General features: G+C 64.5%; 16 protein-coding genes. 12 read left to right on the top strand and 4 right to left on the bottom strand.

The window, feature by feature from the left end; translation table 11 throughout:
- Positions 1-120 precede the first annotated feature (120 nt).
- A complete protein-coding gene (locus F0311_RS09450) occupies positions 121-2,859 on the top strand; it encodes an SH3 domain-containing protein (RefSeq protein WP_150461703.1) in 2,739 nt (912 codons plus the stop codon).
- Positions 2,860-2,868: 9 nt separating this feature from the next.
- Here F0311_RS09450 and hisD read toward each other — a convergent pair whose 3' ends face one another.
- Positions 2,869-4,173 (bottom strand): histidinol dehydrogenase, encoded by a 1,305-nt coding sequence (hisD, locus tag F0311_RS09445; RefSeq protein ID WP_150461702.1) that lies wholly within the window; start codon positions 4,171-4,173, stop codon positions 2,869-2,871.
- A gap of 44 nt (positions 4,174-4,217) precedes the next feature.
- Here hisD and F0311_RS09440 point away from each other — a divergent pair, with 44 nt between their 5' ends.
- Both F0311_RS09440 and F0311_RS09435 read left to right on the top strand, forming a co-directional pair.
- Positions 4,218-5,702: a mechanosensitive ion channel family protein gene (locus tag F0311_RS09440; RefSeq protein WP_150461701.1), complete on the top strand. Its 1,485-nt coding sequence runs from the start codon at positions 4,218-4,220 to the stop codon at positions 5,700-5,702.
- 138 nt (positions 5,703-5,840) lie between these two features.
- Positions 5,841-6,662: an AMIN-like domain-containing (lipo)protein gene (locus tag F0311_RS09435; RefSeq protein WP_150461700.1), complete on the top strand. Its 822-nt coding sequence runs from the start codon at positions 5,841-5,843 to the stop codon at positions 6,660-6,662.
- On the opposite strand, the gene F0311_RS09430 is transcribed toward F0311_RS09435, so the two are convergent.
- Positions 6,654-7,469: an SDR family NAD(P)-dependent oxidoreductase gene (locus F0311_RS09430; protein WP_150461699.1), complete on the bottom strand. Its 816-nt coding sequence runs from the start codon at positions 7,467-7,469 to the stop codon at positions 6,654-6,656. The genes F0311_RS09435 and F0311_RS09430 overlap by 9 nt on opposite strands.
- 92 nt (positions 7,470-7,561) lie before the next feature.
- Between F0311_RS09430 and F0311_RS09425 the strand changes: the two genes are divergently transcribed.
- Entirely contained in the window at positions 7,562-7,984 is a 423-nt protein-coding gene (locus tag F0311_RS09425; protein ID WP_150461698.1) for a hypothetical protein, read from the top strand.
- 18 nt (positions 7,985-8,002) lie between these two features.
- On the opposite strand, the gene F0311_RS09420 is transcribed toward F0311_RS09425, so the two are convergent.
- Positions 8,003-8,788 carry an MBL fold metallo-hydrolase gene (locus F0311_RS09420; protein WP_150461697.1) on the bottom strand — a complete coding sequence of 262 codons (786 nt, stop codon included), beginning with the start codon at positions 8,786-8,788 and terminating at the stop codon, positions 8,003-8,005.
- 74 nt (positions 8,789-8,862) lie between these two features.
- Here F0311_RS09420 and F0311_RS09415 point away from each other — a divergent pair, with 74 nt between their 5' ends.
- From F0311_RS09415 to F0311_RS09400, 4 genes are all read left to right on the top strand, one after another.
- A complete protein-coding gene (locus F0311_RS09415; protein ID WP_150461696.1) occupies positions 8,863-9,987 on the top strand; it encodes a glutathione S-transferase family protein in 1,125 nt (374 codons plus the stop codon).
- Between the two features lie 47 nt (positions 9,988-10,034).
- Positions 10,035-10,826: an SGNH/GDSL hydrolase family protein gene (locus tag F0311_RS09410; RefSeq protein ID WP_150461695.1), complete on the top strand. Its 792-nt coding sequence runs from the start codon at positions 10,035-10,037 to the stop codon at positions 10,824-10,826.
- 213 nt (positions 10,827-11,039) lie between these two features.
- Positions 11,040-11,576 carry an AbrB family transcriptional regulator gene (locus F0311_RS09405; RefSeq protein ID WP_223881243.1) on the top strand — a complete coding sequence of 179 codons (537 nt, stop codon included), beginning with the start codon at positions 11,040-11,042 and terminating at the stop codon, positions 11,574-11,576.
- Positions 11,573-12,118: an AbrB family transcriptional regulator gene (locus F0311_RS09400; protein WP_150461694.1), complete on the top strand. Its 546-nt coding sequence runs from the start codon at positions 11,573-11,575 to the stop codon at positions 12,116-12,118. Before F0311_RS09405 ends, F0311_RS09400 begins: the two co-directional genes overlap by 4 nt.
- On the opposite strand, the gene F0311_RS09395 is transcribed toward F0311_RS09400, so the two are convergent.
- Positions 12,115-13,377 carry an aspartate aminotransferase family protein gene (locus F0311_RS09395; protein WP_150461693.1) on the bottom strand — a complete coding sequence of 421 codons (1,263 nt, stop codon included), beginning with the start codon at positions 13,375-13,377 and terminating at the stop codon, positions 12,115-12,117. The two genes, F0311_RS09400 and F0311_RS09395, sit on opposite strands and share 4 nt — an antisense overlap.
- 54 nt (positions 13,378-13,431) lie before the next feature.
- Between F0311_RS09395 and F0311_RS09390 the strand changes: the two genes are divergently transcribed.
- The 4 genes from F0311_RS09390 to F0311_RS18040 all read left to right on the top strand — a co-directional run bounded on the left by F0311_RS09390 (position 13,432) and on the right by F0311_RS18040 (position 15,661).
- Positions 13,432-14,907 carry an NAD-dependent succinate-semialdehyde dehydrogenase gene (locus tag F0311_RS09390; protein WP_150461692.1) on the top strand — a complete coding sequence of 492 codons (1,476 nt, stop codon included), beginning with the start codon at positions 13,432-13,434 and terminating at the stop codon, positions 14,905-14,907.
- Between the two features lie 136 nt (positions 14,908-15,043).
- Positions 15,044-15,340 carry a histidine phosphatase family protein gene (locus tag F0311_RS19055; protein ID WP_150461691.1) on the top strand — a complete coding sequence of 99 codons (297 nt, stop codon included), beginning with the start codon at positions 15,044-15,046 and terminating at the stop codon, positions 15,338-15,340.
- Entirely contained in the window at positions 15,312-15,503 is a 192-nt protein-coding gene (locus F0311_RS19050) for a histidine phosphatase family protein (RefSeq protein WP_150461690.1), read from the top strand. Before F0311_RS19055 ends, F0311_RS19050 begins: the two co-directional genes overlap by 29 nt.
- An 8-nt stretch (positions 15,504-15,511) precedes the next feature.
- Positions 15,512-15,661 carry a hypothetical protein gene (locus F0311_RS18040; protein WP_191089852.1) on the top strand — a complete coding sequence of 50 codons (150 nt, stop codon included), beginning with the start codon at positions 15,512-15,514 and terminating at the stop codon, positions 15,659-15,661.
- Positions 15,662-15,947: the final 286 nt, after the last annotated feature.

The raw sequence follows: 15,947 nt of genomic DNA, 5'->3' as shown, positions 1-15,947 counted from the left end.
CTCTGATTCCCATCGCTTGCTTCCCCACTTAAGGGGCGGCCCCGGACAGTCCTAACACGCATCGCCACGCACCGGCGGTGTGCCAAGGAGTCGTACCGTTCGACTAGTGAGGATTGACCTGTGCCGAAGAAACTCCCTGCGGCTGCCGTCGGCGCCTTTGCTGCTGGCCTGACCCTGCCGTTCACCACTGCCGCCACTGCGGATGCCGCGCCTATTCTGCCGGCTCCTGAACCGCTTCAGGGCAGTGCTGCCGGGCTGGCGGCGTCGTTGTCCAACTCCACCACTTTGGTGACCTCCAACAGCTCCGGGCAGTTTGTTCAGCCGTTGACCTCCAGCTATACCTTCAGCACCGGCTACGGCCCGCGCTGCAGCCCCAACCCGGGAGCCTCCTCCCACCATCTGGGGCAGGACCTGGTGGCACCGGAGGGCACTCCGTTCCGCTCAATCGCGGCTGGGACGGTGGTCAGCACCCAGGACGGCACATCCTCCCGTGCCGGACATGTGATGGTCCGGCACAACATCGGCGGGCAGACCTACCATTCCCGGTATCTGCATGTGTGGGACGGCACCTCCCATGTGCAGGTGGGCGATACGGTCTCTGCCGGACAGACCATCGGACTGGTGGGCAACTCCGGGGCGAGCACCACTCCGCACCTGCACCTGGAGATCTGGCAGGGTGCCTGGCACACCGGCACCGCCCTGGATCCGCACACCTTCCTCACCGAGCGTGGCGTAGATATGCGGGCGGCCGCGGCCCGGGAGCACTTCCCCAGCGAGTGCCCGGACGGCAGCGGAGGCGCTCCTTCGGACTCCGGCTCTTCCGGGTCCGGCTCATCAGATTCTGGCTCTTCGGGGTCGGGCTCGTCCAACTCAGGCTCCTCCGGTTCGGGAAGCTCTTCGTCCTCCGGGGAGACTCGCCGGGTCACTGAGCCGCTGAACCTGCGCTCGGGTGCCGGTACCAACCACAGTGTGGTCAGCTGGATGCCCACAGGGGAGCAGGTCACGGTGATCTCCACCAGCGGCTCCTGGGTCCAGGTGGAGCGTCCCAACGGCCAGCGCGGCTGGGCCCACGGCGGATACCTGAGCTCATCCTCGGGTTCCTCTTCTGGTGGTTCCTCGTCCGGGGGCTCTTCCTCGGGGTCCTCCGGATCTTCTTCTGGGTCTAGCTCATCTGGTTCGTCCTCGGGCGGTTCATCCAGCTCGTCTGGTTCGTCAAGCTCCGGTGGGTCCTCTTCAGGTGGGTCCTCGTCTGGTTCGTCGTCGAGTTCTTCGGTGTCTGCGGTGGCGCGTCAGGTGATTGATGGTCGGTTCGGCAATGGTGCTGATCGTGTGCAGCGGCTGCGTGCTGCTGGTCATGATCCGGCTGCGGTGCAGGCTGAGGTGAACCGGATTCTGGCTGGTGGTTCCTCCTCGTCCGGATCGAGCTCTTCCTCGGGTTCCAGTTCATCTGGCTCATCCTCGGGTTCCTCTTCTGGTGGTTCCTCGTCCGGGTCTAGTTCTTCGGGGTCCTCCGGCTCCGGTTCTTCTTCTGGGTCTAGCTCATCTGGTTCATCCAGTTCGGGTGGTTCGTCAAGCTCCGGTGGGTCCTCTTCAGGTGGGTCCTCGTCTGGTTCGTCGTCGAGTTCTTCGGTGTCTGCGGTGGCGCGTCAGGTGATTGATGGTCGGTTCGGCAATGGTGCTGATCGTGTGCAGCGGCTGCGTGCTGCTGGTCATGATCCGGCTGCGGTGCAGGCTGAGGTGAACCGGATTCTGGCTGGTGGTTCCTCCTCGTCCGGATCGAGCTCTTCGGGCTCGAGCTCTTCCTCGGGTTCCAGTTCATCTGGCTCATCCAGTTCCGGGGGCTCATCCTCGGGTTCCTCTTCTGGTGGTTCCTCGTCCGGGTCTAGTTCTTCGGGGTCCTCCGGCTCCGGTTCTTCTTCTGGGTCTAGCTCATCTGGTTCATCCAGTTCGGGTGGTTCGTCAAGCTCCGGTGGGTCTTCCTCCAGCAACTCGAGCTCCTCCAGCAGCGCCCCGCGGGTCAACGGTGTGCATCTCAACGCCCGCAGCGGCCCTGGCACCAGCCACGGTGTGGTGGCGGTACTGGCGCCCGGAACCCGGGTGGAAATCACCGGCCGCAGCGGCCCCTGGGTGAGCTTCGAACGCAGCGGACGCACCCTTTGGGTGGACTCCAGCTTCCTCAGCGGAGATACCAGCGCACCGGGCTCATCTTCTTCGGGCTCATCGTCTTCTGGTTCGTCCTCCTCAGGTTCGGCAAGCTCCGGTTCCTCCTCTTCGGGCTCCTCCGGTAGCAGCAACGGAAGCACCGGTCCCACCAGCGGTCAGCACCGGCAGAGCGCTCAGGGTCCCTACAGCCAGGTCTGGGACCGGCTGGCACAGTGCGAATCCTCTGGAAACTGGTCGATCAACACCGGCAACGGCTACTACGGCGGCCTGCAGTTCTCCGAGTCCTCGTGGCGCTGGGTGGGTGGTTCCGGGCTGCCCCACCAGGCGTCCAAGCAGGAGCAGATTGAGCGTGCCTACCAGCTCTGGCAGCGCCAGGGCTGGGGTGCTTGGCCGGCTTGCTCCCAGCGGCTGGGACTTTCCGGAAACCCCGGCGGCTGGGGTGACAGCTATTACGAGGTGCATGGCAGCAGCCGGTCCGGCTCCGGTCCTGCAGGTCCCGGCACGGCCGCTGCCGACCAGTGGCAGACCAGCTACTCGGTGCCGTTGCGCGAAGAGCCCAGCTCCAGCGCCGACCGGCTGGCTCAGATTCCGCGCGGCACGGTCCTGGAGACTGGCGAGCGCCGTGGCAGCTGGGCCCAGACGGAGTACGACGGCCTCACCGGCTGGGTCAACACCAGCTTTGGCGTCCCCACCTGAGGCAAACGATCAGCTGAACCGGGCGGTGACGGCCTCACCGTGGGCGGGCAGGTCCTCGGCCAGGGCCAGGGCCTGCACATGTCCGGCCACCTGGGAAAGCCCGTCCCGGCCATAGCGGATGACCTGTTGGGAGCGCAGGAAGCTGGTCACATTCAGCCCAGAAGAGTATCGGGAGGCGCCCCCTGTGGGCAGCACATGGTTGGAACCGGCACAGTAGTCGCCCAGCGAGACCGGGGTGTAGTGCCCTAGGAACACGGCCCCGGCGTTGTGGATCCGCTCAGCGTAGGCAGCATCGTCAGCGGTCATGATCTCCAGGTGCTCAGCGCCGTATTCGTTGGCCACATTCACAGCTGCCTCCATGGAGTCCACCACCAGGGCGGCTGACTGTCGGCCGGCCAGAGACTGCTTGACCCGGTCCAGGTGCCTGGTGGCCGCGGCCTGCTCCTCCACCTGGGAGATGACCCGTTCGGCCAGCTCGGCAGAGTCGGTCACCAGCACGGCAGCGGCCAGTTCATCATGCTCAGCCTGGCTGACCAGATCTGCGGCGATGAGATTCGCCGGAGCGGTGGCATCGGCCAGCACCATGATCTCAGTGGGCCCGGCCTCAGCATCAATGCCCACCACCCCTTGCACCGCGCGTTTTGCGGTGGCCACATAGATATTGCCTGGCCCGGTGATCAGGGAGACCGGAGGTACGACGACGCCCGTCTCGTCCCGGACACCATAGGCGAACATACCCACCGCCTGAGCCCCGCCCACGGCGTAGACCTCTTCGACCCCCAGCAGCTGGGCGGCCGCCAGAATGGTGGGGTGGGGCCACCCTCCGTGCTCCTTCTGAGGGGGTGAGGCGATGGCCAGCTGCATCACACCAGCTACCTGGGCAGGGATCACGTTCATCACCACTGAAGAGGGGTAGACCGCCTGGCCGCCGGGGACGTAGAGACCCACCCGCTGCACTGGCACCCACCGGTTGGTGATTTTTGCATCCGGGCCCGGGGAGACCACCGAGGCAGCCGGAAGCTGGGCAGTGTGCACCTCACGGGCACGCAGAATCAGAGTGTCCAGGGCCTCCCTGACCTGTGGGTCCAGCTGCTGCAGAGCCTGTTCCAGTACCCGGGAAGGTACCCGCAGAGAGTCCGGTCGGACGGCGTCGTACTTCTCACAGAGTTCCAGCAGGGCGGATTTACCACCGGTGCGCACCTGCTCCAGAATAGGAGCCACAGTCTCCAGGGTGGCGGAAATGTCCTGGTCAGCCCGGGGTAGGAAGGCTGCGATGTCAATATCGCGGCCGCGCAGATCGGTGAGAGTGAGCATGGACCCATTGTTCCCCCTCAGCTGGGCATGCCACAATTTCGGCCATGATCACCTTCCCCGCACAAGTCCTGAGAAAGCTCGCTGGCAACGCCACCGACAATCCTGCAGAAGACCTCACCACCGGTATGGAAGAGCATGTGCCCGATGAGTTCGAGGAGCTGGTCTCCCAGGCCGGGCCGCTGATGGGCATCCTGGTGGGTGTGGGCATCTCCGCGCTGGTGGCTTTGGCGGCCACCCTGGTGATCTCCGCAGTGCTCAAGCAGTTCTTCCGGCGGGCGCCCACGGTCAAGCGCGCCATCAACCGTACTCGCACCCAGTTCTTCTGCATCCTGCTGTTCGCCGGCTCGGCGCTGAGCGTCCGCTATGCGGTGGCAGAGCAGTGGTGGGATGGGCCGGTGTATGTGGCGCTGATGATCGCGGTGATCGTCTCGGTGGCCTGGTGGGCGCTGCGCGCAGTCAAGATTGTTGAAGCGGTGATCCTGGCCAAGTACATCGGTGATGACCAGCCCAGCGTGGAGGACCGGCGCGGCCGCCGGGTGCAGACCCAGGTGGACCTGATCGGCCGGATCCTGGCAGAGATCATCATCACCCTGGCAGTGGCTGCGGTGCTGCTGCTCAACGAGAACGTGCGTGGACTGGGCGCCGGACTGCTGGCTTCAGCTGGTGTGGTCTCGGTGGTGGCCGGCCTGGCGATGCAGAGCACCCTGGCTAATCTCTTCGCCGGTATCCAGCTGGCCTTCACCGATTCGATCCGGGTGGGCGATGTGGTGGTCATCGAGGAGAACTTCGGCACCGTGGAGGAAATCACCCTCTCCACTGTGGTACTGAAGTCCTGGGACGGCCGTCGCTTCATCTACCCCAGTGCGTACTTTGTCTCCACGCCTTTTGAGAACTGGACCCGAGTGGGCACCGAACTGCTGGGCGCAGTGGAGCTGGACGTGGACTGGCGGGTGCCGATGGATGCCCTGCGCGGCCGGCTCAAGCGGCTGCTGGCCGGCACTGACCTCTGGGACGGAGCCACCTCAAACCTGCAGGTCACCGATGCGGTGGATGGGCACGTCAAAGCCCGGGTGGTGGTCTCAGCGCGCAACTCAGGGGAGCTGTGGGACTTGCGCTGCCTGATCCGCGAGGACCTGGTGAACTTCCTGCGTACCGAGCACCCCTATGCGGTGATGACCCAGCGCATGCTCATCACCAATGAGGAGGCCTTGGGCGGCAAGCCCGAGTCAGTGGCTACCGGTCAGATTGGGGAGGTGACAGAGAACGTCCCCGACCTGGCCCACACAGATTCTGACGAACCTGCGCGGGACCCGAACATCGGGAGCTCAGACGCCGCCCCCTCACCCAGTGCCGCTACCCCCGCGGAGGCGATTGAGGAGGGTGAGGGTGATAGTCCGAAGACGGAGATCCCAGTGGATGAGGGATTGTTCACCGGTTCAATCACTGCAGTGCAGCGTAACCGGGAGTTCTCCGGTCCTGGTGAGGAGGCATATCGGGAGCGCAAGCACCGCCAAGAGGGTGAAAGCTGATAACAACTGGGCAACGCTTGGGTTGCGAAGTGAGCATAACCCTCAACTCAGCTGTCAAAGCGTCGAATAACCTATTACCGTAGGTAGGCGGAGTGCCAGGAACCCCAGTAATCAGTGTAATCAGTGAGGTGAGCGCCGGTGAGTCGTGCCTTCAGCAGCCGACGAAGAGCCATTGGGCTGCCTGCTGCCCTGGGTGTGGCCGCTCTGCTGCTGGCCGGCTGCGACGACCTGCCCGAGGAGCCCAGTGGTGACCATGAGGATGCAGCCACCGTCGAGCGGCCACCGCTGGACGAACCCACTGATGAGCCTGTGCCCCAACAGCCCGGGGCTGAGGACGCTGAGGCTGACCAGCCTGAGACCTTTGACGGTGAACAGCAGGGGGAGAGCGGCGATCCCGGCTCTGAAGCTGAGGCCGGCGATGCGGCTCCCGACGAGCAGTCAGCGGAGGATGAAGCCGCGGCTTCGCAGAGCAGCAACGATGTTCTGGATGTCACCGAGTTCTCTGCTGAGCCCCAGCGCTCCCGAGGCTTCCCCGAACTGCTCACCTCAGTACCGGAAGACTCCAACCTACTGCTGGGTGAGGTGCGGGTAGGCATCCATGAGGGCTACCACCGCATTGTGTTCGACCATGTGGGTGAGGGCGCTCCGGGCTGGACCGCCGAGTATGTGGCCGAGGCCGTGGAGCCTGGTTCAGGATTCCCCGTGGAGATGGACGCCGAGGTGATCCTCTACGTGGGCGTGGAAGGACTGGTCCCCGGCAACGCCGGTGAGGAAGAGGGCCAGCTCGAGCTCCGGGAATGGAGCGATCCGCAGGGTACGGTATTCACCGATGTGGCCACCACCCTGGCCCATCACGGCTCAGCCAACTACTACATCGGCCTGGATGCCGAACGCGAGTACCGGGTCTCGGTCTGGGAACACCCTAACGGCCCCCGCCTCATCATTGATGTCCTAGTGTGAGCTGGACGCGCTGTCGTCATTCTCTTCCTCGCCGGTGCCGGGGATGCCCATCCGCTTATCGGCCGCCCACTGCACCACCGGGTCCGGGATGAACCGCAGCGAGGCAGTCAGTGCACGGTACTGGGCGCTGGGTACGCAGACCGCCGAACCCTGCGCATTGGCAGTCAACCCCTGACGCACCACATCCTCCGGGTCCAGCCACATCCACTTCTTAGCCCCGGTGATCCTGATCCCGGAGCGCTCATGAAACTCCGTGCGCACCAGGCCCGGGCACAGTGCGGTGACCGTAATCCCTTCAGGCTTCAGCTGGGCGTGCATGGCCTTGGAGAAGTTCACCACCCAGGCCTTGGCGGCCGAATAGGTGCCGGTGGGGGTGAATCCAGCAACTGAGGCCACATTGATGATCCGTCCGGCCCGTTGGGCAGCCATCCCCCGGGCCGCAGTATGGGTCAGCTCCATAGGAGTCTGCACGTGCAGGCGCAGCAGATCCCGCTCATCGTCCAGGTCATTGTCCAGGAAGCTGCCGGCCAGCCCGTGTCCGGCGTTGTTCACCAGCAGATGCATCGGATGAACCGGATCGGTCAGCCGCTCCTGGACCGCACCCACCCCGTCATCAGTGGCCAGATCCGCCACAATGGTCTCTGCGCGGATCCCGTACTGGGCCTCAAGGGCCTCCGACTGTGCCTCCAGGCGCTCCTGGGTGCGGGCGGCCAGCACCAGGTCATAGCCCTGGGAGGCCAGTTGCCGGGCGAACGCGGCACCGATGCCTGCGGTAGAACCGGTGATGACTGCAGTATGAGTTCCCATGACAGATATCGTAGAACCCGATCACCCACAGATCAGAGGAAAATGTCCAGCCCAGGTTCAGCCTGGTGTGCCAGCAGACAGGAGGTGTGCGGATGCGTTGGAGCAGACGCGGGGAATGGGGCCCTGAGCTCTTCGGCGGGCCCCGGTTGCGCCCTGAGCAGTGGGCGCCCCTGGAGGCCCGGATCTACACCTCGGACACTGAAGCGGTGGAGCAGGCGCTGGAGGAGCTCACCGGATTTATGGACTATTTCCGCCAGGACATGGACGGCACGCCCATGACCGGGGTCACCGATGGGCAGCTGGCGGTGGTGCACAGCAGTGTCACCGACAGTTTCGGTCGTGCCCTGCTGCAGGTGACCTTCTACGCCGGGGGACCGGTGGGGCAGACCAGCCCCGATGCCTTCGAACGGCTGGGCAAAGCCGCCTCAGCACTGGTGGACGAGCTGAATGCTCAGGGAATCCAGGTCCAGGAGATCCGCTGGACAGAACAGCCCTACGTTCAGCGCCCGTTCTGAGCGCGCCGGCCTTCGCATCTAAAGTTCTCGAAGGTAGTCCAGCTGCGCGCCGGCGATCTTGCTGATGACCCGGGGGTCCAGCTCGCTGTGCTCACCGTAGAGATGCCGTCCCAACTGCTCGGCACCCATCGGGCCGTGCTCAGCCAGCAGGTCCCGCACCTGCTCCAGCCGTTGGAGTCGGTGCCGGATGTAGTGCTCCGCCACCGGGCCCAGCTGCGGATGAAGCGGGCCATGGGCAGGCAGCAGCACCGCGGCGTCGTACTCTGCCAATCTCTCCAGGGTGGCCAGATAGTCGGTGAGCGTGCCGTCGGGGTAGTCCAGCATTGTGGTTCCCCGGCCCAGCATCGTGTCCCCGGTGAGCACCGCCCCGGCCTCCGACATCCAGAAACACACTGAATCTGAGGTGTGACCTGGGGTGTGCAGCACGGTGATGCTGGTTCCACCTGCGGTGATCTCCTCGCCTTCAGCCAGCGGAATGGTCGCACCTCTGTCCCCGGGCAGGCAGACTTCAGGGTCGAAGCCGCGTACCGGGGCGCCGGTCTGGGCTGCGAGCTGTGTGGCCGCTCCCAGGTGGTCACTGTGCCGGTGGGTCACCAGGATTTCGGTGATTCTGCGGCTCCCGGCTGCCTCCAGGATGGCCCGCACGTGCTTGGGATGCCCATCAGGCCCAGGATCAATGACCACGACGCCTGCGGCACCGGAGTCACCGATCAGGTAGGTGTTGGTGCCCTCCAGCGTCATCGGGGAGGGATTGTCACAGGTGATCTGCTGCACGGCGGCGGGCAGCGGGGTCCTCGTCTGCATGACGTCTAGCTTACGCCGGGCGGGTCCGCGTAGGGTGGTGGTGAGACGGTCCCGATCCCCGGAAAGAGCTGATCATGAGCGAGTTGAAGCAGGCCGCAGACACTGAGCACTCCACCAAAGGTGCCTATGTCACTGGGGAGGACTTCACCCGGGACACTAACTACATCGAAGACCGTGTGGTGGTCGATATGGCAGCGGTGAAAGCTGCCCCGGTGGAGGAGTCCTCCAACATCGGGGATCCGCGCATCATGGGCCTGACTGAGGGTGCGGAAGCCTGGCCGGTGGAGCCGGGACGATACCGGCTGGTGGCGGCCCGGGCCTGCCCCTGGGCGCACCGGTCCATCATCATCCGGCGGCTGCTGGGGCTGGAGGAGGTGATTTCACTGGCCACCCCAGGACCAGTGCACGATGCGCGCTCCTGGACCTTCGACCTCACCGAGCACGGGCGTGACCCGGTGCTGGGCACCCAGCGGCTGCAGGAGAACTACTTCGCCCGGTTCCCCGACTACCCGCGCGGGATCACCGTGCCCGCGCTGGTGGATGTCCCCTCGGGCGGTGTGGTGACGAACAACTACCCGCAGCTGACCTTCGACTTCTCCACCCAGTGGAAGGCCCACCACCGGCAGGGTGCTCCCGACCTGATTCCGGCCGACCTCATTGATGACATGCTGCCGGTGATCAAGCGGATCTTCACCGAGATCAACAACGGGGTCTACCGGGCCGGGTTCGCCGGATCACAGCGGGCCTACGACGAGGCGTACTCGCGCCTGTTCGCCGCACTCGACTGGGTGGAGGAACGCCTGGCCGGACAGCGGTACATGATGGGCGATCACATCACCGAGGCTGATGTGCGGCTGTTCACCACCTTGGTGCGGTTTGACCCGGTCTACCACGGGCATTTCAAGTGCAATCGGCAGAAGCTCGCCGAGTTCCCCAACCTGTGGGGCTACGCCCGGGACCTGTTCCAGACCCCGGGCTTCGGCGACACCGTGGACTTCGACCAGATCAAAGCCCACTACTACGTGGTGCACGAGGACATCAATCCGACCCAGATTGTGCCGCAGGGCCCGGAGCTGGAGTCCTGGCTCTCTGAGCACGGCCGCGACTCCCTGGGCGGATCGCCCTTCGGCGAAGGCACCGCCCCCGGCCCCATCGCCCCCGAGGAGCAGCCGCCCGGCACCAATCCGCTACAGCGCTAGTGGAGTGCTCACGGCTCGCCCAGGGGGATGACATGTAGGCTGGAAATATGGCAGCACATGACGAGCTGGACGGTCCCTTCGAGAAGCGATTCGTCGCCCTGGGGGACTCCTTCACCGAGGGAGTGGGGGACATCGACCCCTCCAGCCCCAACGGGGTGCGCGGCTGGGCAGACCGGGTGGCCGCCCAGCTGATCGAGAACGAAGGCTCCTGGGGGTATGCCAACCTGGCCATCCGAGGCAAGAAGCTCCAGCAGGTGCTCGACGAGCAGCTCGACGCCGCCCTGGCCCTGAACCCCACCCTGGTCACCATCTACGCCGGAGGCAATGACATCCTGCGCCCAGTGGTCAACCTCGACGGGATCATGGAGCGCTACCGATGGACCCTGGAGAAACTGGTGGACACTGGTGCACGGGTAGTGGTCTTCACCGGATTCGACTCCGGCAAAGCACCGATGTTCCGGGTCACTCGCGGCCGGACTGCGATCTACAACGAACATGTGCGCAAGATGGTCGATGATCTTCAGCTGGACCTGGTGGACTTCTGGCATATGAAGCAGTTCCAGGACTGGCGACTCTGGGATCCGGACCGGATGCACCTGAGCATCGAAGGCCACATCCTGATGGCCAAAGAAGTCCTGAAGGTCCTGGGCGAAAAGGACGACATCGAGGAGCCTGAGCTGGAAGAGCCGCCGGTGACCTCACTGCCTGAGAAGGTGATCAGCGAGGTCACCTGGACCAAGGACTACCTCTATCCCTGGGTCAAACGCCGAGTGACCCGCAAATCCTCCGGCGACGATCTCTCTCCCAAGTACCCCAAGCTGACCCAGCGGATCTGGTAGTTCTCACTTTGTGAGATTTGCTGCGTCTTCAATCGCCTGCCCACTAGGGCGGGCAACTCTCAGTCGCCTCGGCAATTACACCGCAAACGCCGCATCCGACTCGACTCGGTCGGGTTTCGGAAGGCAAAGAGCAAGCTCTAGGCTTCTCTCGGCTCGATCGGCTTAAGCCGAGGGTTAGACTAGTTGCATTAGGCAACCGTCGAAGGGTGGGATGTGGACTCAGAGAGCTCGCCCCGCCGCCGGCCACGCAATCTGTTAGGGCTACTCCGACTCTTCACCGGGGCAGCGGCATTCGGCGCACTCTTTGAGGTCCTCGGGATTCCTGCCGGGATGCTCCTGGGTGCGGTGATCGGCTCAGCGCTGGTCAATCAACGGTGGACCTCACGAATCAGACCGGCCGAAGTGCCGCTTCAGCTGCGCCAGGCCGGCTTGGTCACCATGGGATTCGTCACCGGGGTGCTGCTGACGGTGGACTCGCTGATCTCCACCGCAGCGATTGCGCTGCCGGTAGTCGGCGTCTATCTGCTGATCGGAGTGCTCAACCTGGGCCTGGTGGCTCTGCTGATGTCCCGCTACGGGGTGGATCCGGTCACCGCAGCCTTCGCGGTGATCCCCGGTGGGCTGGGCGAGGTGATGTCCATGGCCATGGACCGCGGTGCCGAGGTCACCATAGTGCTCACCGTGCACGCGGTGCGTCTGTTCACTCTGGTGCTCATTGTGCTGCCGATCCTGCTGGCGGTGCTCACATGACAGAGATCCCGATGATTGCTGCGGTGATGGCAGGTTCAGCCGCAGCAGCCCTGCTCTTCCGCTGGGCCAGGCTGCCGCTCTGGCCACTGACCGGCGGGCTGGTGGGCGCTGCGGTGGTGAACCTGAGCTTCGGGCTGGCAGTGGAGGTCCCCGGCGTCGTCGCCCTGCTCGCCCAGCTGATGATCGGCACAGCGATCGGAGCGACGATCGGGCCTGATATCTTCCGGCACTTCATCCGCATTGTGGCACCGGGCACGCTGGCCGTAGTGGTGGTGCTCGGCGCCGGGCTGGCCTTCGCCTGGATCTTTGCGCTGCTAGGACTGCTGGAGCCGGCCGAGTCTGCTTTCTCGCTGATGCCCGGCGGCGTGGCAGAGATGGTGGCTGCCGCAGTGGCCCTGGGGTACGACGGCGCGGTGGTCATCGGTGCCCATATGGTGCGGCTGTTCACCGTGATCTGGTCCGCCCCGCTGTTCCTCTGGGCTGCCGAGCGCATCTATCGCCGCTGGATCCAACCCCCTGAGGTTTCGGAGGGCGAAGTCTAGCCCAGCATGTCGTCCAGGGTTTTCTCCCAGAGAGCCAGGGCATCGTCGACCTGGGCCTCGGTGACCACAAGGGCGGGGATGAAGCGCACATTCTGCCCGTACATGCCGTTGGTCAGCAGCAGCAGGCCATTCTCAGCAGCCTTCTTGTGCGCCGCGGCGGCAGCAGCGCCGTCCGGATTCCCCGCGGAATCGGCGAACTCCACACTGACCATCAAACCCAGGCCGTGGACGTCAACCACCTGGTTATGCTTCTGGCCGATCTTCTGCAGCCCGGTCTTCAGCTGCTCACCGCGGGCGGCGGAGTTGGCCACCAGCCCCTCATCCTCGATGACATCAATAGTGGCCAACGCGGCTGCGCAGGCTACTGCATTGGCCCCGTAGGTGCCACCCTGGGAGCCCGGCCAGGCCTTGGCCATGACCTCTTGGGAGGCCGCGATCCCGGAGATCGGGAAGCCGGAGGCAATCCCTTTGGCGAACATCTGCACATCCGGTTTCAGCCCGAAGTGCTCCTGGCCCCAGAACTTTCCGGTGCGCCCGAACCCGGTCTGCACTTCGTCCACCACCAGCAGGATGCCGTGCTGCTCGGCTCGCTCCCGCAGTCCGGCGAAGAACCGCTCATTGCCGGGGATATAGCCCCCTTCGCCCAGCACCGGCTCCACCAGGAACGCGGCAGTGTCAGCGGGGTTGGACTGGGTCTGCAAGACCAGGTCCAGCTCGCGCAGAGCGAAGTCAGTGGCCTGGTCAACATCCCAGCCGTAAGCCCGGTAATGCGAGGGGTTGGGGAAGGGGGAGACGACGACGCCGCCCATCAGCGGGGAGAATCCGGCACGGAACTTGGTACCGGAGGTGGTCAGCGAGGCCGCCGCCACGGTCCGGCCGTGGAAGCCGCCCTGGAAGACCACGATATTCGGCCGGCCGGTGGCCTGCCTGACCAGGCGCAGCGTGGCCTCAGCAGCCTCGGAGCCGGAGTTGGCGAAGAACACCGAGTCCAGCTCGGTTGGCAATACCTGGCCCAGCTTGGCGGTGAGCTGCTGCAGCGGCTTATGCATGATGGTGGTGTATTGGCCGTGGATGAGGCTGCCGACCTGCTCCTGGGCGGCTGCGACCACCTTGGGGTGGCAGTGCCCGGTGCTGGTCACCCCGATTCCAGCGGTGAAGTCCAGGTACTGGGTGCCGGCGTCGTCGTAGAGGTACACGCCTTCACCATGGGTGGCGACCACTGGGGTCGCCTGCTTCAGCTGGGGGGAGAGCTGGGCCACGAGAAACTCCTGTTCGGATTGTTGACAATCTGCATCCTGATCTAGGCTACACATATGACTTCAGTTACCCAAGACCGAGAGACCGCCGTTGTCGAGGCCGCACCGAAGCGGCTCTACATCAACGGGCAGTGGCGCGATGCTCGCAGCGGAGAGACCCTTGAGGTGCTTGACCCCTCCACCGGCCAGCTGCTCTGCCGGGTGGCTGATGCCTCGGAGGAAGACGGCTGGGATGCGCTGCGGGCCGCTGAGGCGGCGCAGAAGGAGTTTGCCGCAGTCCCCCCGCGTCAACGAGCCGATATGCTTATGCGGGCCTTCGAGCTGATGCACCAGCGCAAGGATGACCTGGCCCTGCTGATGACTTTGGAGATGGGCAAACCCCTGGCGGATGCCTACGGGGAGGTCAACTACGCCGCAGAGTTCTTCCGGCACTTTGCCGAGGAGACCACCCGGATCAACGGCAACTACCAGACCGCCCCTGCGGGCAATGCGCGGTTCATTGTGCGCAAGGAACCGGTGGGGCCCTCACTTCTGATCACTCCGTGGAACTTCCCGCTGGCCATGGGCACCCGCAAGCTGGGCCCGGCGATCGCTGCCGGCTGCACCAGCGTGCTCAAGCCAGCCGAGCTGACCCCACTGTCCATGCTGGCCTTGGCCCAGCTCATGGAGGACGCCGGCGTGCCGGCCGGGGTGGTCAACATTGTGGTGACCTCCACTGCGGGGACGGTGATGGAGCCACTGATCCGCTCCGGGATCGCCCGCAAGCTCTCCTTCACCGGGTCCACCGCGGTGGGCAAGAAGCTGCTGGAGCAGTGCGCCGAGAAGGTGCTGCGCACCTCCATGGAACTCGGCGGCAACGCCGGATTCGTGGTTTTCGACGACGCCGACCTGGACCAGGCGGTCGAGGGTGCCATGCTGGCCAAAATGCGCAACTCTGGTGAAGCCTGCACGGCCGCCAACCGGATCTTCGTGCACCGCAGCGTCATCGACTCCTTCGCTGAGAAGCTGGCCGCCCGCATGGGTGAGCTGAAGCTCGGCCGCGGCGTAGAGGACGGGGTCCAGGTGGGACCCATGGTTGATGCCAAACAGCAGGCTAAGGTCAAAGAGCTGGTCGACGACGCCGTAGGCGCAGGCGCCCAGGTGGTGATCGGTGGCAACACCGGTACTGGCAGTGGGTTCTTCTACCAGCCCACAGTGCTCAAGGAGGTGCCGCCCAGTGCCCGGATGTGGCGTGAGGAGATCTTTGGACCGGTCGCACCGCTGACTCCTTTCGACACCGAGGATGAGGTCATCGACTGGGTCAATGACACCGAGTACGGGCTGGTCAACTACGTGTTCACCCATGACCTCACGCGCGCTCTGCGAGTGGCTGAGTCCGTGGAGTCCGGCATGGTTGGGCTGAACCAGGGTGCGGTCTCCAACCCGGCCGCCCCCTTTGGCGGGATCAAAGAGTCCGGGTTGGGCCGTGAAGGAGGGGATACCGGCATTGATGAGTTCCTGGAGACCAAGCTCATCGGCATCGCCATGTCCTGACTCTCCTCATTTTTCATGAGGGTATTGGATTTTCACGGACCTATAAGGGCATGATTTCCCGATAACCCCATGAAATCGTGGGCAGAGTAGTCTGAGCGCCGGTCTTAGGCCGGCTCTGAGCAGATACCCTGATCCCATGGTGAACAAGCGCATCCTCCTCGCTCGGGATGGGCAGACGGAGTGGAATCGCGAAGGTCGCCAGCAAGGCCGCTTAGATTCGCCGCTCACAGAACTGGGCAGAAGCCAGGCTCGAGCTGTGGCAGAGCTGCTCCGAGACTTCTCAGTCGATGGGATCCTCGTCAGCCCCATGGGACGGGCCAGAGCAACCGCAGCAATAATCTCTGAAGCCCTGGGTGTGCCGGTCGCGGTCTGTGAGGATCTCGCAGAACTATATCTCGGGGGAGATGAGCGGTCTGACCCGTGGGGAGCTTGAGGTGTTATACCCCGGGGCGCTCCACAAGCGGTCGCAGAATTGGTATCACTGGCAGTTTCCCGGAGGAGAAAGCTATGCAGGGGCGGCAGAGCGCGCCGCGTCGGCTCTTCATGCGGCCAAGGCTAGCGACTTCGAGCGACCTGTGATGTTGCCCACGAGATGATCAACAGAATGGTGTTGAAGGTCTTGCTCGGCCTTGACGACCAAGCGGCCCGAGAGCTGACCCACCCGAACGATGCTGTGTACGAGGTCGACGTTGCTGCGGGCAGATTCACTATGCACCAGGCGTCGTCTCGACGGGCCGGAGGCCGGCTCTGCTGAGCCGTTTGATCAGTTTCCGGGGGTTCCTCAGTTCGGCCTTGCCCCAGCGCCCCAGGCGCCACCCTTCTGCCTCAAGAGCTTCGCGGCGCTGCTTCTCCCGGTAGTGGACCTCGGCAGGATCGGCGCCGTTGGTGTACTAGGCCGTGTTGATCAAGTCTGATCTGGTCCAGATCAGTGTGGCGGCGAGGCTGAGGTTCGTAGACTGAACTCATGTCAATGTGCGAGGACTGCCATGCGATGGGGAGATTCGGAAGCTGTGAAGACCTCTTCCATGTGCTGCTCGCTC

This window comes from Nesterenkonia ebinurensis, assembly GCF_008711175.1.
GTDB classification, from domain to species: domain Bacteria; phylum Actinomycetota; class Actinomycetes; order Actinomycetales; family Micrococcaceae; genus Nesterenkonia; species Nesterenkonia ebinurensis.
The sequence above is the reverse complement of the archived record's forward strand: the minus strand, read 5'-3'. Positions and strand labels throughout refer to the sequence as shown.